The 21095-nt window shown below is 55.8% G+C and carries 19 protein-coding genes; 8 read left to right on the top strand and 11 right to left on the bottom strand.

The window, feature by feature from the left end; translation table 11 throughout:
* Positions 1–116: 116 nt before the first annotated feature.
* Entirely contained in the window at positions 117–1976 is a 1860-nt protein-coding gene (locus Q371_RS25460) for a glycosyl hydrolase family 18 protein (protein WP_051963510.1), read from the bottom strand.
* Positions 1977–2346: 370 nt separating this feature from the next.
* Here Q371_RS25460 and crcB point away from each other — a divergent pair, with 370 nt between their 5' ends.
* Positions 2347–2715: a fluoride efflux transporter CrcB gene (crcB, locus tag Q371_RS06900; RefSeq protein ID WP_245618259.1), complete on the top strand. Its 369-nt coding sequence runs from the start codon at positions 2347–2349 to the stop codon at positions 2713–2715.
* Position 2716: 1 nt separating this feature from the next.
* On the opposite strand, the gene Q371_RS06895 is transcribed toward crcB, so the two are convergent.
* Positions 2717–3679 (bottom strand): D-2-hydroxyacid dehydrogenase family protein, encoded by a 963-nt coding sequence (locus tag Q371_RS06895; RefSeq protein ID WP_034337958.1) that lies wholly within the window; start codon positions 3677–3679, stop codon positions 2717–2719.
* Between the two features lie 126 nt (positions 3680–3805).
* Positions 3806–4399 (bottom strand): hypothetical protein, encoded by a 594-nt coding sequence (locus Q371_RS06890; RefSeq protein WP_034337956.1) that lies wholly within the window; start codon positions 4397–4399, stop codon positions 3806–3808.
* A gap of 101 nt (positions 4400–4500) precedes the next feature.
* On the opposite strand from Q371_RS06890, the gene Q371_RS06885 reads away from it, so the two are divergent.
* Positions 4501–4719, top strand: a complete 219-nt coding sequence (locus Q371_RS06885; RefSeq protein ID WP_034337953.1) for a hypothetical protein — start codon at positions 4501–4503, stop codon at positions 4717–4719.
* A 185-nt stretch (positions 4720–4904) separates the two neighbouring features.
* Here Q371_RS06885 and Q371_RS06880 read toward each other — a convergent pair whose 3' ends face one another.
* The gene (locus Q371_RS06880; protein ID WP_034337950.1) at positions 4905–5384 is read right to left on the bottom strand and encodes a hypothetical protein; all 480 of its coding nucleotides are present in this window, start codon (positions 5382–5384) and stop codon (positions 4905–4907) included.
* Positions 5385–5628: 244 nt separating this feature from the next.
* Here Q371_RS06880 and Q371_RS06875 point away from each other — a divergent pair, with 244 nt between their 5' ends.
* The gene (locus Q371_RS06875) at positions 5629–5778 is read left to right on the top strand and encodes a hypothetical protein (RefSeq protein ID WP_157442574.1); all 150 of its coding nucleotides are present in this window, start codon (positions 5629–5631) and stop codon (positions 5776–5778) included.
* Positions 5779–5861: 83 nt separating this feature from the next.
* Here the strand turns inward: Q371_RS06875 and Q371_RS06870 are convergent, their stop codons facing one another.
* Together Q371_RS06870 and Q371_RS06865 are read right to left on the bottom strand one after the other, a co-directional pair.
* Positions 5862–6866, bottom strand: a complete 1005-nt coding sequence (locus tag Q371_RS06870; protein WP_157442573.1) for a hypothetical protein — start codon at positions 6864–6866, stop codon at positions 5862–5864.
* A gap of 89 nt (positions 6867–6955) precedes the next feature.
* Entirely contained in the window at positions 6956–7438 is a 483-nt protein-coding gene (locus Q371_RS06865; protein WP_034337944.1) for a hypothetical protein, read from the bottom strand.
* A 256-nt stretch (positions 7439–7694) separates the two neighbouring features.
* On the opposite strand from Q371_RS06865, the gene Q371_RS06860 reads away from it, so the two are divergent.
* The 4 genes from Q371_RS06860 to Q371_RS06845 all read left to right on the top strand — a co-directional run bounded on the left by Q371_RS06860 (position 7695) and on the right by Q371_RS06845 (position 12576).
* The gene (locus Q371_RS06860) at positions 7695–8057 is read left to right on the top strand and encodes an IPT/TIG domain-containing protein (RefSeq protein ID WP_034337942.1); all 363 of its coding nucleotides are present in this window, start codon (positions 7695–7697) and stop codon (positions 8055–8057) included.
* Positions 8058–8175: 118 nt separating this feature from the next.
* On the top strand, positions 8176–9456 hold the full coding sequence (gene hisS, locus Q371_RS06855) for a histidine--tRNA ligase (protein WP_034337938.1): 1281 nt from the start codon (positions 8176–8178) through the stop codon (positions 9454–9456).
* Positions 9457–9473: 17 nt separating this feature from the next.
* Positions 9474–11225, top strand: a complete 1752-nt coding sequence (gene aspS, locus Q371_RS06850; RefSeq protein ID WP_034337935.1) for an aspartate--tRNA ligase — start codon at positions 9474–9476, stop codon at positions 11223–11225.
* A gap of 184 nt (positions 11226–11409) precedes the next feature.
* Positions 11410–12576 carry a M12 family metallopeptidase gene (locus Q371_RS06845; protein ID WP_051963504.1) on the top strand — a complete coding sequence of 389 codons (1167 nt, stop codon included), beginning with the start codon at positions 11410–11412 and terminating at the stop codon, positions 12574–12576.
* Between the two features lie 42 nt (positions 12577–12618).
* Here Q371_RS06845 and Q371_RS06840 read toward each other — a convergent pair whose 3' ends face one another.
* The 5 genes from Q371_RS06840 to Q371_RS06820 form a co-directional block, all read right to left on the bottom strand.
* Positions 12619–13971 carry an MFS transporter gene (locus Q371_RS06840; RefSeq protein WP_034337932.1) on the bottom strand — a complete coding sequence of 451 codons (1353 nt, stop codon included), beginning with the start codon at positions 13969–13971 and terminating at the stop codon, positions 12619–12621.
* A gap of 590 nt (positions 13972–14561) precedes the next feature.
* Positions 14562–15545 (bottom strand): NAD(P)/FAD-dependent oxidoreductase, encoded by a 984-nt coding sequence (locus Q371_RS06835; protein WP_034337929.1) that lies wholly within the window; start codon positions 15543–15545, stop codon positions 14562–14564.
* 120 nt (positions 15546–15665) lie between these two features.
* Positions 15666–17480, bottom strand: a complete 1815-nt coding sequence (malZ, locus tag Q371_RS06830) for a maltodextrin glucosidase (protein ID WP_051963500.1) — start codon at positions 17478–17480, stop codon at positions 15666–15668.
* Positions 17481–17502: 22 nt separating this feature from the next.
* Positions 17503–18417, bottom strand: coding sequence for a cyanophycinase (locus Q371_RS06825; protein WP_051963497.1), 915 nt, complete (start codon positions 18415–18417; stop codon positions 17503–17505).
* Positions 18410–19318: an isoaspartyl peptidase/L-asparaginase family protein gene (locus tag Q371_RS06820; RefSeq protein WP_034337926.1), complete on the bottom strand. Its 909-nt coding sequence runs from the start codon at positions 19316–19318 to the stop codon at positions 18410–18412. Before Q371_RS06820 ends, Q371_RS06825 begins: the two co-directional genes overlap by 8 nt.
* Before the next feature lie 366 nt (positions 19319–19684).
* Between Q371_RS06820 and Q371_RS06815 the strand changes: the two genes are divergently transcribed.
* Entirely contained in the window at positions 19685–21052 is a 1368-nt protein-coding gene (locus Q371_RS06815; RefSeq protein ID WP_034338104.1) for an FAD-binding oxidoreductase, read from the top strand.
* Positions 21053–21095: the final 43 nt, after the last annotated feature.

Genomic DNA, 21095 nt, shown 5'->3' with positions numbered 1-21095 from the left:
TGCACATTCTTTGCCCCAATTCATGGCCCATTTGGGGTGGTCCTGTCCAGCAAAAACCCGGCTCCACTCGGGAACCGGGCTTGGATTGTCCCATCAAGGGTTTTCAGTTTGCAGGATCACTGCAAGAAAGCTTGCTTCACGGCGTCCATCAAAGGATCCTTGGACCCTGAGGTGGCGTTGGGCAGGTACCCTTCGTTGATGTTCCAGATGATGGCTCCTCCCAGACCTTTCTGTTTGGCGTAGTTGCCTTTCAGGCCAATGGATCGGGCGTCTTCATAGGAAATGAAGTTGCACTTCTGGCTGCCCAGTCCAGCTGCAGAACTCAGGTAGGGCACTTTGGCACTGTCGTCCCACATGTATGCTGCAGGCGCGTAATACTCGTTCATGATGTTGGTGAAGCTCATCACGTTGTCATCGGCCACCACTTTCATGGTGTCAGAGGTCTGCAAGGGGCCGGTCACCCCTTGCCAGCAGGTGCCATAAAACCCGATGCCCAGCCCGAGTTTGCTGGCAGGAACTCCAGCGGCAACATAGGCATTCACACTCACCTCAATGCTGGAAGGGGTGTTGGGGGTGTGACCACTGAGCGCCGAAGAGTGCCAGGATTTCCAGCCTCCCCACACACCGGCCATGCTGTAACTCATGATGTTGATGCGGTCAAACAGCGGGGCAATCTGGCCAAAGTAAGGTCTGGCCTCACTGGCAGGGAAGTTGGCATTCGCCCAACCCACAGGCAGGGTCAGCAGCAGGCCGGGTTTTTTGGCTTTCAACTCCTCTGCCAGCGCTTTGAGTTTGGGCTCATCGGCACTCTGGAGGGGTTCCCAGTCGATGTCGATGCCGTCAAAACCGTAATCCTGCACGATTTTCAGCAGGTTGTTCACAAAAGTGGCCCGGTTGGCATCCGAAGCTGCACCCACAAATCCAGAGTATTCCCCTGCGCCTCCGAGCATCAAAATGGCTTTCTTGCCGTTGGCATGGGCTTTTTGCACCACCGACTTGGCCCAGATGGGACCGTTGTACTCGTCGATGTCAAAGTGGGTGTTCACAAAACCATCGGACCTCGGGGTGGCCCGGCCCACCACAATGTGGGTCATGGCATCCCATTTGACATTCTCCAGAGGGTACTTGTCCTTCAGGTACCCCACGTAATACCCCAGAACCCACTGTCCGGTGGGGTCTGGAATGGGGGTGGGATCTGGATCCGGCTCGGGGTCAGGGGTGGGCGTGCCATTGGGGGTGCCGTTCAAAGTGAACACCGTGGGGATCGCATTGCTGCCCGAGTAACTGCCCACAAATCCAAAGGACACCGTTCCTCCTGTGGGCAAACTGGCATTGTAAGCGACATTTTTGACTTCCACCTTGTTGCCTGCTTGCGTGAACACCCCGTTCCACAGGCTGGACACCTTCTGGTCACCTGCAAAATTCCAGCCCAGCGTCCAGTTGTTCAGTGCAGGACCGTTGTTCTTGACCGTCACGGTGGCCACAAAGCCGGTTTTCCAGTCGTTGTCGATCTTGTAGGTCACTTCAAAGTTGGCACCGGGATTGGGTGCAGGATTGGTGGGAGGGGGAGGCGTGGGAGAAGTGGAGCCCGACACGGTGATGGGCAGCACCTGTTTGGTTTTGGCCCCTCTGGCATCTTCCACCAGCAAGGCCACGTTGATGGTCCCAGCGGTTTTGAAGGTGTAATCCAGCGTTTTCAGGGTGGCGCAACTGCCAAAGTTCAGGTCGCCGTACCCGTCTCCGTTGATGTCAAGCACGCAGGAGAAGCTGTCTCCTTCAGCATCAGAAGCCTGAAAACTCAGGGTGGAGGAGAGGGGAGCGGGTCCACTGGTTTTGCTGGCCGTGAAGGTGGTGATCTTTGGGGCGGTGTTGGTGGTGGCATTTTTGGCCACCTGCTGGCTTTTCGGGGTGGGGGTACCGCAAGCGCTGAGCACAACAGCAAAAGCGGCGGTCAGGGTCCAGAAGCGTTGATGCATCTCAAAAACCTCACAGTGAAATCAGAATCGGAAAGAGGGCGTGTGGCGGAGGGAAGATTGGAAGGAAGGCCTTCTTCCTGTTTCATGAAACCACCTGGCCCATGATTGCAGCATGATTGGTGCGCCTGAGCGTAAAGAGGCGTGCTCTGGGATTGGTTCAAAAACTTAATCAATTCAACAATATTTTCACAAGCAATATAAAAACCAAAAAAATCACATTTGATTCCACCATCATCTAACCTTCCAAATATTGTTCCAAAAACCTTAAAAACCTGTGGGGGAGACCCCTGTGATCTTTCCATTTCTCAGGTCCTCAACACCTGAGGTCCATTTCCTCCCGCATTTCCACCAGAGGCACTACACTGTGGAAGTGACTTATCTGGGAATCATGTTTGGGGGTGCTCTGGGCGCTTTGCTTCGGCACCTGCTCAACCAGTGGATTCAGGCCGGAGGCCAGAGCTTCCCGCTGGGCATTCTGGTGATCAATGTGCTCGGGTCGTTTGTGCTGGCTTTTGTGACCACCCTGTCTTTGAAGGGTTTGCTTTCCGAGTCTGCCCGTCTGGCAATCGGGACGGGTTTCGTGGGTGCTTTCACCACATTTTCAACATTTGAGTGGGACACGGACCGTTTGATCCGCGAGGGCCGTTACGGTTTTGCAGTGATGTATGTGTTGGGGAATCTGGTGCTGGGGTTTCTGGCCGTTCAACTCGGGCGGTGGGTGGCTTTGCGTTTCTGGTGATTCATTCCAGCAGGCGGATGGGTTTGCCGTTCAGGTAAGCATGAATGTCTTCGACGGCTTCCTGAAAGTAAATCTGGTAATTCTCCCGGGTCACATACCCGAGGTGTGGTGTCGCCAGCACGTTGGGAAGGGTTCGCAGGGGGTGTTCTCTGGGAAGGGGTTCCTCTTCGAAAACGTCCAGTCCTGCTCCAGCAATCCAGTTTTCTTTCAGGGCTTTCAGGAGGCCTTCTGGTTCGATGATGCTGGCCCTTGAGGTGTTGATCAGGCATGCGGTGGGTTTCATCTGCTTCAGGTCTCTGGCTTGCAGCAGGTGCCGGGTGCGTTCGGAGAGCACCAGATGGATGGACACAAAGTCGGCTTTTTGCAGCAAAGCGCTTTTGTCGGGCATGCATTCCACCCCGAGGCTCCGGGCTTTCTCTGGTGTGAGGTTCTGGCTCCATGCGATGGTGTGCATTCCGAATGCCTGTCCGATGTGCGCCACTTGACTTCCGATTTTGCCGAGTCCCAGAAGCCCGAGGGTTTTGCCGTGCAGTCCTGTCCCGAGGGTGCTTTGCCAGGGGCCGTTGTGTGTCAGGTTGTGGTTTTCGGTGTGAATGTTTCTGGCCAGCCCAAGCAGCAGTGCCCAGGTGAGTTCGGCTGGGGCGTGTGAGGTGCTGCGGGTTCCGCAAATGGTGACCCCTTGGGCTCTGGCTGCAGCGAGGTCGATGCTGGCATTTCTCATGCCTGAGGTGACCAGCAATTTCAGGTGGGGAAGGTGCTGGATCAGTCTGGCGGTGAATGGGGTGCGTTCCCGCATGACCACCACGATGTGGGCGTCTTTGAGCTGTTCAATGAGGGTGTCTTCCGGGTGGTGCTCTGGGTGCACGGTGATGTTCAGGTGGGGCAAAAGGGAGTCCCAGTTTGCAATGTTCATGGAAACCTGCTGGTAATCATCCAGGATGTGGCAATTGAGTTTGGAGGTCATGTTTTAGAATACCAGAGCTTCAATCTGAATATGTTGTCTCTTTGGTGGTATCAATGCAAGGTACTTCATCCTTATGGAGTCAGATGCTCCACCCTCCTGTGATCCAGAGCCCCTAAAAGGTCGCCCTCAAATCCGTGTTCCCTCATCAATGAGATCACAGATGACATGGGCTTCCTCGGGTGTGAGGGTGCCGTGGACCAGTGCACCCACCACCACTTCTCCACCTGACCTGAGGACCACGGTGAGTGGAACAAACCCCACCATGTTCTCAACGACGAAAAGAGAAAGGTGCCCCTCAGCCTGCCTGATGAATTTTGGTGTCACCTGAGTGGCATCCAATTCTTGACCCTCCATCAGCACCTTTAAGAGAGAGCCCAGTGAAAACAGGTTGGTGTTGGTGGTCTGAATCACCTGATTGATCTGAAGCTTCAAGTTTTTTAACGTTTCTGGATCTTCGCAAAAGTGGGTGTAATCTCCGCCAAAGAATGCATCTTCCGAAGCGAAGATTTGCTCATACTGAGCACTGCCAATGATGCCACCTCCCAACAGCACAAGGATGGCATCCAGGCCATATGAAATGTGGATGTCGTGCACCTCACGAAAGGGAACAAGGGTTTGGTCCTGATCGGCCACACGCACGGTTTTCCATTCCAGATTTCCACTGGAGAGGGAATGCGCCATTTGATCAGGAAGCATCACATAAAGGTTGAGCAAGTCCATGGGGTTCTCCTGTTCACTGCATGCATCATCATGACATTTTATGAATGGATTGCCGAGGCAAATTCACATGACCTGCCTGCTGTGGATGTATCCTGCAAACCATGATCCAACTGGTTTACATTCTGGAAATCCTCAAACCCTCTGGGGCCATCCGTGCCCATTTTGCACAGGCCCCCAAAGCAGCCAAGCGGGCCATCCAAAAATATGGACTGGCTGGAGAATGGCAGGACCGCAGTGGGGAAGACCGGATCGTGTCTGAACTCTTTCATGAAGGTCAGGTGCTTGCTCGGGTGGTCCGTGAATCGGTGGAATATGCCTGAAATTCACACCCAGAGCCCTTTCCTTGTGAAAATCATGTCCTACACGTCTTTGTTTTGATCATGCTCTAAAATCGATTTTAAGGGCATTCCAAAACCGCCCGATACCCATTCCATTTGTTTCTCAATCCATGGCCTTCAGAAGCCATTTTAAAAAGAGTAAGAAAAACACCATCCTGGACGCCAATTTAAGAAATCACGAATTTCACAGGTGCAGTGGAGATCTTTTTCACTGGACGGCTGCCGATTTTGCCATCCACCAGCAACGTCACCACCACCGAGTACTCACCCCGAGCGAGCCCTCGGGTGCCCACCATGAACGGTTCCAGAAAAGGATAGTCGGCCTGATTGAGCACACTGAATCCGCCCCCCGAAGTCAGGCAACTTTTCAGGTTGGCTTTCGCCACCGGTTTCCCGGTCCGGTCCCGCACCTCGTAATCCACAAAGCAACCCGAGTAACGGGCATGCAGGATGCTCTGGCCATCGTTGACCACCGTGAGTTTCACAGGCAAGTTGCTGCTGGCAGCAATGCGCGCGGGAACCTGAGCAATGCCATAAGCCGAAGCTTTGACAGGTGGGCTTTTGACTTCAAAAGTGCTCTGGGCAACGGCGAACATTCCAGAGAGGCTCAGTGCAGTCATCACAAGGGTTTTCTTGAGGGTTTTCATCAGGGCCTCCAGTCTTGTGGGTCATTGTGCACTCTGGCTCTGAAGTGCGGCTGACCATCAGGCAAAGCTGGCATTTAGGTTTCTCTAAAAAAGCTTTCTACGATAAGTGAAATTATCGTAGAAACTACAGCAATTTGAGCCCCAATCCATTCCCATCCCAGAATGCCAAAAGATTGAACCCACACCACCCTTTTCCATGACCTTCAATAAGAATCCCGTCAGAAAAAATCTGCATCATGAAACCATGGTCTACCTGATGTGCATCCTCTTGCTGATTGTGGTCTCTGTGATGCTGGTGCTGTTGCGCTCCATCCATCAGGTGGAGTCCCAGATCACCCAACGTTCTGCCTACCTACCCCTCAACATCCGGGATGAAGAAGCCTCCAGACGTTGATTTGTCCCAGAGTCCAACCCTCAGCCCATAAAACCAGAGCCAGCCTGTCAAGGGCTGGCTTTTTCTGGTGTGAGGTTCTGGCTTTATTTCAGGGTCTTCAGGTATGGGCTGCTCTGGTTGGCATACTCGTCCAGAGCGGCGTAGGGCACCACCACTTCTTCAGCGCAAGCGTACGCCACATGCGGTAAAAAGTTTGGGAACAGTGCGAGGCCGTTTTTGGTGAGGTACCAGGTGTACTCGCTGCCTCTGGAGTCCATCAGGACATCGAGGCATTCTTGCTCTCCGGCCCTCGGGTAGGCTTTGAGGTACAGCAGGTGTTGTTCTTTGGTGGTGAGTTTGCTCCAGAGCATTTTCAGGGGAACGTCCTTGCCGGTTCTGGCGTCCAGCGTGGTTCCGGTGGTGTTGACGTTGGGGTGTGCTCCGCCGCAGAACATGCTGCTGGTGGTTTGCTGGCTGTACAGGGTGGTGTTCTGGTAGGTGATGGTGGTCTGGCTGTCCCATGAGGTGAGGTCTGAGCCTCCTCCCATGGAGCGGCATTCGAGGGCCATGGCCGCTTCTTCGAGTTGCAGGTCTTGCAGGGTGCGGTTGAGGGCCAGAGCGTTTTTGACTCTGGGGTAGGTGATTTTGCTGCGGGGTTCCTCCACCCAGCCATCTTTGCGGGTTGTCCATGGGTGGTTGAGGATGGCGAAGGTGTAAGGATCTGCCTTCAAGAGTTTTTGCAGTCCAGTGCTGTCTGGGAGGTGAATTTTCCCTGCTTTGAAGGGTTGCAGCTTGACCACCAGGGTGCTCTGGCGTCCGGGGGCCTTCCAGCTTCCGGTCCAGCCTTGCCCAGAGCGTTTGAGGGTGAAGGTTCCGGTGGTTTTGTACTGTCCAGTGTCGATCTGGAAGATCTGTTCGGTCAGCAGGAGTTGTTTGTCCTGTTTGCCCTTCAGTTCGATGCTGAGGCCTTGGCTGAGGTAGGCGTATTTGCCTGAGAGGTCTTTTTCGAGTTTCAGCACAATGGGGTAAGGTCCCACAGTGCCCTGGTACACCTGTGCAAGTGCCGGCGCGGAAAGCAGGGTGGTGAGCATCAGGAGGGTTCTGTACATGGCCTCATGATAGCTTTGCTGCATGAGCAGGTTCCTGAGGCCGTCACATTTCCCACAAAGTTAAATGAAGGGTGAAGGGACAGGTGGGTTCAGAGGGGGTCCCAGTGGAGTTGGTGCAGGTGCTGCAGGCCACTCTGGTGCTTGAGGGCTTGCAGGTACAGTTGCCCGGTGGGCCGGGTGAGGTTCACGTAAACGCTTCCATTGGGGTCCAGACGCACGATGCGGGTCAAGGTGCCCACCTTGATCTTTTTGCCTTCCGGGTCATGAAACTGGATGTTCCATCCCACCACCAGAGGACACGCAGGCACCTGATCGGTGAACGTCAAAGTGTACCGTTTTCCTGAGCGGGTGATGGCTTCTGCTCCGTACTGTGCGTTGCGTCCAGTGCCTTGAGAGGTTTGTTGAATCAGGTCCAGCAGGACGTGTCCGTGCAGGGTTTTGGTTTCCCAGCGTGGGGTGGGAAGTTCTTCCGGGTGCTGCTCGGGGAGGGTGTCGGGATTCAGGCTGTTCTGGATCTGGGGGGTGATGGGTTCCTGAAACCGCCCGAAGATGGCCTTCAGTTTGGCGATCATTTGGCACTCCTTGGGGTGAGAAGGCAGACAGGGTGAGGCAGAATGTTGTTACTTGTTTTTTACATCTTAAGGGACATTGCCCCTGATGCCAAATCCTCCACCCGAAAATCTGCATTTTTATACTGTGGAACAATCAATCTGTTGATGGTGTGCACACCACAGCTCTGGGTGAGGCTGGGATTGGACGTCACGAGAATGTAAGGGTTTGCTTTACAGTTGCAATTCTTTTAAACTAAAAACCATAACGGAGGAATTGATGAAGCGAGTCATTGCCCTGAGCCTGCTCACCCTGATCCTTGGTGCTTGCGCTCCCAAAGCTGCAGAAACCGGCGTCACCATCTACCCGCAGATCTACCAGGTCTCTCCCATCGAAAACAACAAACAGCAATTCACCCTGCAAGGCCGTTACCTGGGATCCAGCAGCAGTGGGGTCATCAGAATTGGTGCCAACGAGAACGGTGAAGGCGGTTTTGTGGTTCCCAAAGAGAACATCGTCTCTTGGACCGAAAGCAAAATTGTGTTCAATGTGCCCTCCAACCTCACCCCCGGCGGAAGTTTCATCATTGTTGAAGTGGCCGGAAAGCGTTCTTTCTCTTTCCCTTTCAGCTTCACCCGCTGAGTTCGGTTTGAACCCTTGCCCCCGGATCTGTCCGGGGGTTTTGTCTTGGGTTTGAAGGCAAGTCCCTTTAAGCCGTTGCAGGGATTGCCGTCCTGTGGATTAACGATATAATTCTGGAATGTCAGGAATCACAAGGCCCAGAGGCACACAGGATCTTCTCCCGGATGGCAGCCCCAAACTCGAAGTGCAGTTTTCTGCACGGGGGCACCGCCATCTGGTGGAATTGGCCGCTCGAGTCCTGGAGAACGCTGGAGCCCAGTACATTCAAACCCCCATGTTCGAAATGGTGGAGGTCATCAAGCGGGGCGTCGGAGACAGCACCGACATCGTCCGCAAAGAGATGTTCACCGCAAAAGCCCAGAGCGACGAGTTCATTTTGCGTCCAGAGGGCACCGCTCCCATCGTGCGCGCCTTTGTGCAGAACGGCCTGAAGCAGTTGCCCTCCCCTGCCAAACTCTGGACGTTCGGGGCAATGTTCCGTGCAGAGCGTCCCCAGAAAGGGCGTTACCGTCAGTTTCACCAGCTGGATTACGAGGTGCTCGGCTCAGACGATCCTCTGGTGGATGCAGAAGCCATTGCCCTGATGATGCAGGTGATTGACCGTCTGGGCGTGAAGAAAATCGAACTGAAGCTGGGTTCGGTGGGCGACCCCGAGGACCGCGTGCAGTACAACCAGTACCTGCGCGACCTGTTCACCCCCCACGCAGAGCGCCTGAGCGAAGACAGCAAGGACCGTCTGGTCCTGAACCCCATGCGCATTCTGGACAGCAAGAGCGAAGGGGACCAGCAGATCATTGCTGAACTTCAGCCCAAGATGATGCTGGATCACCTCGGGGAGGGGGCCTCTGCGCATTTCCAGCAGGTGTGCGCTTACCTGACGGCGTGGGGCATTCCTTTCACCGTTGATCCTTCCATTGTGCGGGGTCTGGATTACTACCGCCGTACAGCATGGGAAATCCACCACGAAGGGGTTGGGGCCAAGAGCGCTCTGGGCGGAGGGGGCCGTTACGATGGCCTCGCTGAACTGTTGGGCGGTCCACACACCCCCGGCATTGGTTGGGCATTCGGCATTGAGCGTCTCCTGATTGCCATGGACGCTGAAGGGGTCAAACTGCCCGAGCCAGAGGGCCTGCTGCTTTATGTGGGGGCTCTGGAAGAAGCTGCCCTCGGGCAGGCTGCGCAATTGGCTTTCGGGGCCAGAAGCCTCGGGAAAGCCGACTTTTCCTACAAGGCCAAAGCGCCCGGCAAACAAATTCAGGACGCTTTGAAGAAAAATGCCCGTTTCGTGGCCCTGATCGGGTCCAGCGAAATGGAACAGGGTGTGGTGACCCTCAAGAACCTCTCGACGGGAGAGCAGAGCACCATTCCCCAGACGGACCTCCTCTCCAAACTGCAATAAGGACACCAAGGACACCCATGAAAAGAACCTGTTATGTTGGCAAAGTCAATGCATCTTACGTGGAACAACGCATCACCCTGCAAGGCTGGGTGAACCGCAGCCGTCCTCTGGGGGGCCTGATTTTCTTTGATTTGCGGGACCGTGAAGGGATGCTACAGGTGCAGGTCCCACCGGACTCTGCTGCTTTCGAAACCGCCGAGAAGCTCCGCAGCGAGTACGTCGTGGAAGTAGAGGGCGTCCTGAAGTACCGTCCCGAGAACCAGCGCAAAGGCGGCACTGCTGATTTTGAGCTCTGGGCGGACAGGGTGAACATCCTCAATGAGGCCCGCACCCTCCCCTTCCAGGTGGATGGCATTGTCGATGACAACGTCAAAGAAGACCTGCGAATGAAGTACCGTTACTTGGATTTGCGTCGCAGCGACATGCAGAAGAACCTGCGCCTGCGCCATCAGGTGACGGCAGCCATTTACCGCTTTCTGGACTCTGAGGGGTTCATCAGCGTCGAGACCCCCTTCCTGACCAAGAGCACCCCTGAGGGGGCGAGGGATTTTCTGGTGCCCAGCCGCCTGAATCCCGGCACTTTTTATGCGTTGCCCCAGAGCCCCCAGTTGTTCAAGCAGCTTCTGATGGTGTCCACCCTGGACCGTTACTTTCAGGTGGCCCGTTGCTTCCGCGATGAGGCGTTGCGCAGTGACCGTCAGCCGGACTTCACCCAGCTCGACATCGAGATGAGCTTTGTGGATCAGGAAGACATCATGACCCTCTGTGAGCGCCTGATGGATTACATCTTCCAGAAGGTGCTGGGCCTGAGCATTCCGGTGCCCTTCGAGCGCCTGACCTATCAGGAAGCCATGAGCAATTACGGTTCCGACAAGCCCGATCTGCGTTTCGGTTGTGAGATCATCGAAGCCAGCCATGTTTTCCAGAACACCGAATTCAAAGCCTTTTCGACCGCTCTGGCAGAAGGTGGCGTGGTCAAATTTCTGGTGGCTCCAGAGCTGACCCGCAAGCAGATCGAGGAACTGGAGCGGGTGGCCAAGCAGAACGGGGCCAAAGGTCTCGCATGGGTGCGTCTGGACAAGGGCCAGTTGTCTGGTGGCATCAGCAAGTTTGTGACCGCAGAGCAAGCAGAGATCCTGACGGGTTACATGTACGAGGGGTCCACGTTGCTGTTTGGTGCAGGTGACTGGAAACACACCGTAAGCGCTCTCGGGGCGGTGCGTCTGGCCCTCAGGGACATGTTCGGCTGGGTGGAGGGCAACGAAACCTTCAACTTTGCATGGATCACCGATTTCCCCCAACTGGACTTCGATGAGGAATCCCAGACCTGGACCTACATGCACCACCCCTTCACCAGTCCCAACCCTCAGGACACGCACCTGTTTGGCACCGAAGGGCAATCGAAAATCCGCGCCCAGGCCTACGATCTGGTCCTGAACGGCTTTGAAGTGGGCGGAGGTTCCATCCGGATCCACGACCCGGAAACCCAGCGCAAGATGTTCGAGGCCATCGGGTTGGGCAAAGAAGAAGCCGAGCACAAATTCGGGTTCTTCCTTGAAGCTCTGGAGTACGGCACCCCTCCCCACGGTGGGATTGCATGGGGCCTTGACCGTCTGGTGATGCTGATGTCCCGCGCCCAGAGCATCCGTGAAGTGATCGCCTTCCCCAAAAACAACCGTGGCGTGGACCTGATGGTGGATGCCCCCGGTGAAGTGGATCAGGCCCAATTGCAAGAACTGTTCATTGATGTGAAGCTGCCTCAGGAATAACCCCGAGTCGCCCACTTCAGAGGTGTCAACAGGAAAATGTCCCAGATGGGGCATTTTCTTTTTGTGGTTGTGTTGCAAGACGATCGTCTTGTCAGAAATCGCACCAAAAAGGGCTAGACATGTGTTGACTCGCATCACAAATGTGCATATTCTGTAACAACCATCACAGAGAGGAACACCCAGAATGAAAAAAATCCTGACCGCGACCGTGCTCGGGCTGACCGCCCTCTTGTCTTCTTGCAGCAAAACCACCCCTGAAGCACCTGCTGTGCAAAATGTGGATCCCCACCACATGGACTTCAACAGCAACCCCGACCGGGTCCAAGTCAACCTCAGTGACAGCAAAAACAGCCAGCAAGTCACCGGATACCTCAAAAACGGCAAAATCATGTTCCAAGGGGACGTGGTGCTCAAAGACAGCGTCTCTGACATCCACAAAGAAGCCACCATCGAAACCCGCACCGGACGCTGGACCAACAACACCGTTCCCTACGTGATCGACAGCACCCTCAGCAGCCAGACCACCGCCATCCAGAACGCCGTCAACTACTTCAACCAGAACACCAACGTGCGCTGGGTTCCCCGCACCACCCAGACCAACTACGTGCGCTTCTTCAAAGAAAACGGATGCTGGTCCTACGTCGGCATGATCGGCGGAAAACAAGACCTCTCCCTCGGAGATGGCTGCACCGGACAGGGAACCATCCTGCACGAAATGGCACACGCAGTCGGCATGCACCACGAACAAAGCCGCCCAGACCGTGACCAATGGATCACCATCAACTGGAACGTGATCCCCACCGACTGGCACAGCCAATTCCAGATCATCAACACCAGCAGCGGATACGGCGCCTACGATTTTTACAGCGTGATGCACTACGGCCTGTACTGGGGCAACCAACTCGCCATGACCCCCAAAGTCTCCGGCATTGACTACAACCGGGTGGGCAACGGCAACACCCTCACCGCCACCGACATTGCAGCCATCAACAGCATTTACCCCGGAGGCACCACCACCCCACCCACCACCGACCCCTGCTCAGGCACAGGTTGCACCAAATACACTGGAAGCCTCGCCGCCACAGGCTCCATGGTGTTCCACCCCTCCAGCAGCGGCTTCAACTACGCAGGCGGCACCCTCAAAGGCTGGCTGAAAGGCCCAGCCAGCACCAGCGTCGACTTCGACCTGTTCCTGCAAAAATGGAACGGCAGCACCTGGAGCACCGTCGCCCGCTCCGAAAGCACCACCAACAACGAAGCCATCAGCTACACCGCTGCAAGTGGCACCTACCGCTTCCGCGTTTACAGCTACTCTGGCTCTGGCAGCTACAGCTTCTGGCTGCAAAGATAAAGAAACCAGAGCACACCTCAGCCCCCTCAATCCCTCCTGCCTTCAGGAGGGATTTTTGCTGTCACGCAAAGTGAAACTCAGAACAAAAGCCACCACCACCAGAGCCAGCGAAAACACAAACCCCCGCTGCAACCCATCGATCAACAACACCCCACCTTGAGCAATCGCGGTTTTCCCGATGATCCACGCCATCACCGCCACCCCAATGGCACCCCCCATGCTGCGCGCAAACAAAATCGCACTGGTGATCGCCCCGAGTTCCTGCCTCGGAGCGGCCTGCTGAATCAGCAACAGCAAACTGAACATGCTGAACCCCATCCCGAGACCCATCACCCCACCCACCAGAGCCAGAACCGGCAGGGACCCGTGAATGAGCAAAGCAAAACCCGCCAACCCCACAGTCAACATCGCAAAGCCGACCCGCGTCAGGGTCACCAGAGACACCGTCTTCATCAAACGCCCCCCAACAATGCTGCCCGAAGTCCAACCCACAATCAAAGGGGTGAGGAGTGCCCCCGCAGCCGTGGCACTCTGGCCCCCAGCCGCCTGCGCAAAAAGTGGGATGTAGGCAGTCAAGCCAAAGTACGCCACCCCAGCCAGCAGGTTGCTCAGCACCCCCACACCCGGACCCCGCTCACGCAAACTCTGCAAAGGCAACAAAGGACTCGGGTGGGAAGCCTCCACCTTCAAGGCCACCACCAGCACCCCCACACTCAGCAGCACCATCCACACCGTCTGAAACTCAAGGCCCCACACCATCAGTCCACTGCCCAGGGTGAACAGCCCAGCGCCCCACCAATCCAACTGGCCCTGACCGGGCACCTCCTGTTCGCGTAAATTCCGCCAGACCAGCAGCAACGCCACCAGACCAAAAGGAATGCACAGGTAAAACGCCCACCTCCACGACCAGAAATCCACCAGCACCCCCCCGAGCACCGGACCCAGCAAACCACTCACACCCCACACGCTGGCCACAAAAGCCTGCACCTTCGCCCGACGCTCCCCCTGATACATCGCGCCAATCACCGTCAAGGTCAAAGGCAACACCGCACCCGCCCCGAGCCCCTGAACCACTCGGGCAGCCACCAGAAACGGCATCGAAGTGGCCGCACCACACAACGCGGACCCCACCAGAAACAACACAATCCCCCACAGATACAGGTTCCTGCGCCCACGCAAATCCGAAGCCCGACCCCACAACGGATTCGAAACCGTGCTCACCAGCAAATACACCGCAAAAGGCAACGCATACAGGCTTTCCCCACCCAACTCCCGGATCACCGTCGGCATGGCCGTCGCCACCACCGAAGACTCCAGGGCCGCCAGAAACACCCCAATGACCAACCCCACCGTGGCAAGCCGCTGCTGACCCTCAGACATCGCAAAAGAAGACATGGGTCATTCCACCACAAATGCGGGGCCACCAAAAAGCATCAAACAGACGATTCGGAAGCACCTCCGCACACACAGCAACATGCAACCGACCCCAAGCATAGAAAGCAGAAAAGCAATCTCTGGCAAGATCAAAGTGAGATGGAAGCCCCCTCCCATCCGATGACTTTCGAGACAGTCCTCCAGGGGGTTCTACAACCAGTCGTGTCAGAACGCACGTTAAGCCCTGAAGGTGAAGGAAAAGCGTGTGCTGAACGCTGAGAATTTTTCGCTTTCCGAAAAATTCAGTGCGAAGAAATCGTTCAGGAGGCTCTAAATTGAAGAAGCAGAAAGTATTGTGTTAGACGGCATAGAAGTCGGTTTTTTCCTCACGCTGGCGTGCGTTACGTCATCACTGGTTGTAGAACCCCTCCAGAGAATCTTTTGAAAATTTTTGAAATCGAAAAGGTTTTGTATTTTATGGTTTTTGAATTTGCGTTTGGGAAAATCGGGATTTAAATGTGATATTTTTGGTGTTTATAGTATTTGTGAAATATTTATTGTTTTGATTTGAGTGATCAAAATCACCTGAGCACCCTCCATGCACCTTCACTTCACCCTTGCTGCAAGACCTGCTCTTTCCCGAGCGCCCTTTCATGCAAATCCGTAAGGTACTGATCGATCATGACCGCGGACTTGTTGCCCGAGCCCATGGCAATGGTGGTTTGCTGGGTTTGCGGGAGCAGGTCGCCTGCAATCCAAACGCCTTCAAGGTGATCTTCTTCTCCCCTGCCCTGCTGCACCAGTTGACCTCTGGGGCCGGTGATGGGGTGTCCCCTGTCGTCCAGAGCCCCTCCCAGCATTTCCACCAGTTGGTTTCTGGGCAGTTTGCGGTTCGAGACGTAATAGGCATCGGCTGTGATTTCGGTGCCAGAGTCGAGCAACAGGGCTTGCACCACCCCGTCTTCCCCTTTGACGGCTTTGATCTGGCCTTCGATGACTTCGCAGGAGGTGTCGAGGTGCTCCTCTGGAGGCAGGGTTTCGGCACCGTCGGTGAGCAGGATCCGCACAGTGGCTGCAAATTCTGAAATGCGTTTGGCCGTGGACAGGGCGGCCTTCAGTTTGACCGACTCGATGACCACCACATGCTTTCCAAGCAGTTCTGGGGCTTCGCAGTCCGGGCAGTAGAAGGTGTTGCCTTTGCCTGCAAATGGAAGCCATTTGCGGTAATCTCCATCGATCAAAGGATGGTGGCGGGCAATGCCTGTGGCAATCAGCAAAGTGCGGCTCTGGTAGGTGCCGTGTTCTCCCCTGAGCGTGAAGCGTCCAGCAGAACCTTCAATGTGCCCGATGCTGTCTGAAATCAGGTGGGCCCCAGCAGCTCTGGCGTCCTGCTCAAGGGCTTGTTGGATCTCCTGTCCACTTTTGCCCACAAAGCCCGGCAGGTTCTGGATGGGGGTTTTGATGTGGTGGAGGGGACCAGAGCCCCGGTCAATCACCAGCACACTGCGCCGGTGGAAAGCGAGGTGCAGGGCTGCAGCCAGTCCTGCGGGACCTCCTCCGACAATGATGGTGTCCCAGAGTGTTTTTTCAATCATGTGTGCATCCTCCTTGGGCAGCAAGACCGCCCGATGCAGCCATTGAACTGTGCCATCGGGCGGGAATCTGTAGGGAAGTGTGCAATGGGTGTTGTGGGATCCTGCAAATTGCAGGGCAGATCACCCTTGCTTCAGGAGGACCGCGGAAGGACCCGAGAGCTTCACTTCGCCTTGCATGGTCTGACCTGACATCAGGTCTTGCCACGCTCCTTCAAGAGGGTAAGCCAAAGGTTCTCCTCTGGTGATGAGGGCAAGGATGCGCTCTGGACCGAAACGCCTCTGGATCACGAGGTGGTCTCCCTGAGCGTGAAGCACACTGTAACTGCCTTCCTGCAAAGCTTTTTCTTGCTTGCGGATGCGGGCCAGTTGCTTGTAGTGGTCGTACAGTCCGGTTTCCCAGAGTTCTTTCCAGTCCCACGGCATGGTTCGACGGCTGAGGGGATCCCCTTCCCCTTCCAGACCGATTTCATCTCCGTAGTAAATGCAGGGCACCCCGATGTGCACGAATTGCAGGGTGGCCCCGAGTTTGCGCCGTTCCAGATCCGGGCAGATTGAAGCGAAGCGTTTGGTGTCGTGGGAACACAGGTTGTTGAACAGGGCCAGTTGGTTGTGAAAGGGGATGAAACTCAGGTAATGCATCACCGAACGGGCGTAATCGGCAGCATCGAGCTGAACGCATTTGCCGCTTTCATCTTCGCCTCCCAGAAAAGCCCAGGTGGGGATGGTGAAGCCGTAATAGTTCATCACCCCGTCTTCTTCGCCCCCTTGCAGCCATGGGATGGCGTCTCCGAAGTGCTCTCCGATGATGTAAGCCTCTGGGTTCTCTTCGCGGGCGGTTTGCCAGATTTTCTGGAGCACCTCATGGTTGCCTTCGTCGGTGCCGTGTTTGCCAATGACCGGTGCAGCGTCCAGACGCCAACCGTCAATGTGGTAAGGGGCTTTCAACCAGAATCGCACCACGGAATCCTCTCCAGTGATCATGTTTTCCAGCACTTCCGGGTTGCCGTAATTCAGTTTGGGCAGGGTGGCAAAACCGAACCATGCGATGTACTCCTCGGGCTGGTCTCCAACGTAAGTGTAGTAATCGCGGGTGGGACCCCCTTGAAATGCACCAGGTTCGCTGTAAATGCGTTCACGGTTCATCCATTTGTGCCAGCTTCCGGTGTGGTTGAAGACCCCATCCAGCATGATTTTGATGTCGTTCTGGTGCAGTTCGTCCACCAGAGCCGCAAAGCCTTCGTTGGTGCCGAAGTGCTCATCGATTTTGAAGTGGTCCTGCGTGTCGTAGGCGTGCACGGAAGGGCTCTGGAAGATTGGGTTCAGGTAAAGGGCATTCACCCCGAGGTCTTTCAGGTAGTCAAGGCTGTGCCGGATGCCTTCAAGGTCTCCGCCGAAGTATTCGTTTGCGCCCATTGCGGCATTGGGGTCCATGTACCACTTGCGGTGCACCACAGCGCGGTCCTCGTAGGTGTACTCACCGGATTTCAGGTTGATGGACGGGTCTCCGTTGCGGAAACGGTCCGGAAAAATCTGGTAGAACACCCGTTCATGCACCCACCCTGGTGGACGATTGTGTGACACTTTGAAGTCCTGCGCAAACAGGGTGGGACCGGGCTGCACTCCAGCCTGCGAAAGCCAGTAGGTGCGCCCAGAGATTTGCACCTTGAAACGGTACTGGGTGTTCCGGTGTTTTTGCATGGGCAGGGTGGCCTTCCAGCGTCCATCGTCCTGTTTTTGCAGGTCATCGAAGCGGGCGTCTCCGTGGTGGAAGCTCATCACCTGACCCTCCTCCATGTCCTCTGGGGCTTCCAGAAACAGGTGCAGGAGGTCGCCGTCTTGCTGCACAAAATGGGAGGTGCCGTCGTGGTACAGGTGAACTGGGGCTCCTGAAGTGAATGTGCTGCTTTTTTGTGGTCTGGATGCCGTTTCAGTCATGGTGTGGGCCTTTCATGTGCCGTCAAGGGGTTTGAGGTTCAGCAGAAATTTCAGGGATGGGATTGGATTTTTTGGCCGTCTGCCCAGAGGACTTCTTCTCGGGGGTGCGTTGCAGGGTGCAGGCGTCCAGAGGGCGGCGTTCCTGCAAGTCAAAAGCGTCCCCTTTGCTGAGGACATGCAGTTTCACGTCGTAGATGGACAGGATGCGGTCGTCTCCACCTTCTGCGATGTTGGAGTGGGTGACGCCGTGCCCATCCACCACATAAACCGCGCCATTCCCGAGGACCGTGCAGTACCGCAGGTCTTCCACGACGATGGCGGTGTCCTCATCGATGCCGATGCCGAGGACCCTCGGGTTCTGGGCCACTGCGCCAAGCAGGCGTCCCATGCGGCCCCGTTCTGCAAAGTGCTGGTCGATGATTGCGCCCCGGATGAACCCGAGTCCGGGGGCCATGCGCAGGTCTCCCACCCGGTGGGATTCGCCCCCTTTGCCTTCAATCATCATGGTTTCGCACATCACCGAAGCGCCGGCACTGGTGCCACAGACCACCCCTCCAGATTCGAAAATTTCACGGATGCGGGTTTCCATGGGGGTGTCCCCGATCTGGCTGGTGATCCTGAGCTGATCCCCTCCGGTGAAGAAAATGCCTGCTGCGTCGGCAAGGATCTGCTGGGTTTGTTCGGTCACGGCGTCCGCTCGGGTGTTCACATCGAGACCCAGCACGGTTTTCAGCCCGAGGTCGTGGAAGACCTCCTGATACATCTCGAAGTACCCTTCGGGTTCGTGGGAGGCCACAGTGGTCACCACCAGTTTGCCTTTGCCCACCCTGCGCACCACTTCCTTGAGGATTTCGCGGTCCCCGTCTTTGTCTTCGTGTCCTCCAATGATGATCAGGGTGCCCACCTGATCGGATTTGCGGCGGTTGTGGTCAGGCATCGGTCTTCTCCTTCTGCAGGTGAACCTGAGGCTCGGGTTCAGCAGAACTGACGAACGCGCAGGGCATGTGTTTGCTGTTGTGGAACCAGCCCATCTCTCCTTTTGCCGTGAGGACCAGCCCGCCTGCTTCGCCTCCCACCCTCTGGTGCATCTCAGGGATGAGTTGACAGATGGATGGCTCTGGCCCGAGGTCCAACATGCGGTCCATGATGCGGCTGGCCAGACGGTACCGCATGATTTCTTCTCCGTCTCCGGTCAGGGCCACAGCCCCAATGCCGTCCTCGGCGTAAAAACCGCAGCCGGAAAGAGGGGAATCTCCGACCCGACCCGGTGGGTGGCCCACCAGTCCCCCTGTGGAGGTGGCGGCTGCCAGATGCCCCTGTGCATCGAGGGCCACACAACCCACGGTGTCGTGCTGGGCCTTTTGGTGTTGGTCTTTCAGTTTCTCTTGCTGCTCGGGGTGGATGAGGTCTCTGGGATTGCAGAGCTCAAGGCCGTGTTTTTCGGCATGTTCACGGGCACCCTGTCCCACCATGAAGGCGGTTTCTTTCTCCACAATGCTGCGGGCCACCGACACTGGGTGCTGCACCCCTTGCACAGAGCCCACCGCACCCATTTGCAGGGTGCTGCCATCCATCACAGCTGCGTCCATTTCCACTTCGCCTTCACGGTTCAGGCTGGAACCATAACCACAATTGAACGCGGGATCGTCTTCGAACACCCTCAGGGCCGCCTCTACAGCCTCCACGGCAGAACCACCGTTTTGCAGGATGTGCTGGCCTGCCTTGAGGGCACGCTTCACACCTTCCAGATTTTGCTGGATTTTTTCTGTTGGAACGGTTTTGGCTCCGCCATGGACCATCAGCGCGTAACGCACCTTGGAAACATTGGAATTTGTCATGGGTCTCCTTCTGTGGGAAACAGAAAACGGTTACATTGCTGACCGGAAGCAAACCCACCTCTCCGGCTTCCTTTTCAAGATACGGGTGAATGCTCTGGCAAAAATCAGGAATTCCCACGTTTCACAAGTACAAAACACCACCAGACCAGACAGGCTGGTCCATTCATGCTAAAAGCTGCAAATGATAACCATTTGATAAATGGCTGTACCCGGGCTGTGGGGTCTCCCAAAACCGTTTCATCAGACCTTTATGGGTGGTCCTTCAGAAAGAGCTGTGTGAATTCGCACGGAACACCCGCAGCCCAGCACCCATTCTTGAGAGGAATTTTCTGAATGGATTTTCTGCACGAACTTCTGGGAGGAACCATGACACAAGCCCCAACCTTGACTGGACGCATCCTGACCCCGAGTGATCCGGGCTTTGAACTGGCCCGCAAAAATTTCAATGAACGCTTCAACCACCAGCCCAAAATGGTGGTGTTCTGCCAGAACCGGGAAGACGTGCAAAACGCCGTGAAGCACGCCCGAGCCCACCAGATGAAAGTCGCGGTGCGCTGTGGTCGCCACAACTACGAGTGCTTCTCTCTGGTGGAAGATGGCATGGTCATTGATGTGAGCGACATGACCACCCTGCACATTGACAGCCAGAGCCACACCTTGCAGGTCGGCTCTGGAACCCAGCTGATCGAAATTTACACCAAAGTCACCCAGCAAGGCTACGGCTTTCCCGGCGGCATCTGCCCCACGGTGGGGATCTCTGGATTGACCCTCGGGGGGGGCATCGGACTGCTGACCCGGTACCTTGGGTTGACCTGTGACAGCCTGCTGGAACTGGAACTGGTGGACAGCCATGGAAACCTTGTGACCGCCAGCGAAACCGAAAACCCTGACCTGTTCTGGGCTTGCCGTGGAGGGGGAGGCGGAAATTTTGGGGTGGTGACCCGCTTCAAGTTCAAACTGCACAAGGTGGATCAGGTCTCGATTTTTCAGGCCTCATGGGACTGGGAGAAAATCCCTGAGGTGATTGACCGCTGGCAGCGCTGGGGCGACACCCTCGATTCCCGATTGACCTCCATCATCATGCTGCACGGCCCAGAGAAGAAAGACCCCGGTTCTGCGGTGGCCTCGGGCCTGTTTGTGGGACCTGAAGACGAACTGCACAGGATTCTGGAACCCCTGCTGGAAGTGAAACCCAGAGAACTGAAGGTCCAGAGCCACCCTTACTTCGAGGGCCTGAAGTTTTTCACCGATGATCCTGATCCAGACTGGATGGCGTACTGGCATGGGGCACACCGCAAGTTCAAGAACACTTCGGCTTTTGCCTATGAATTCCTACCCCCAGAGGGCATCGAGACGATTGTGAGGCATCTGGAGCAGTCTCCAGCCCCGGACAATCTGGTGCAGTTTGAAACGCTCGGGGGGAAGGTGTCTGCCCTGACTGAGGAGGCCACGGCATTTCCGCACCGCAAAGCCCGCTTCAGTTTGCAGTATCAGGCCTACTGGAATGAAGATTCAGAAGAAAAAGAGCATCTGGACTGGGTGAATGCCTTCCGCAAAGACATGCTGCCTTACACCCGAGGGGCTTACGTGAATTACCCGGATGTGGATGTGGAAGACTTCATGGGCATGTACTACGCCCAGAACCAGCAAAAACTGGCCGAAGTGAAAGCAAAGTACGATCCAGACGGATTTTTTTTCTTCAGTCAGAGCATCAAACCTCTGGTGAAAAAGTAAGGGCATCTCAAGAGAAGAAGCGCCTTCTGGCGCTTCTTTGATG

Origin of the sequence: Deinococcus misasensis DSM 22328, from assembly GCF_000745915.1 — a bacterium.
Taxonomy (GTDB): domain Bacteria; phylum Deinococcota; class Deinococci; order Deinococcales; family Deinococcaceae; genus Deinococcus_C; species Deinococcus_C misasensis.
The sequence above is the reverse complement of the archived record's forward strand: the minus strand, read 5'-3'. Positions and strand labels throughout refer to the sequence as shown.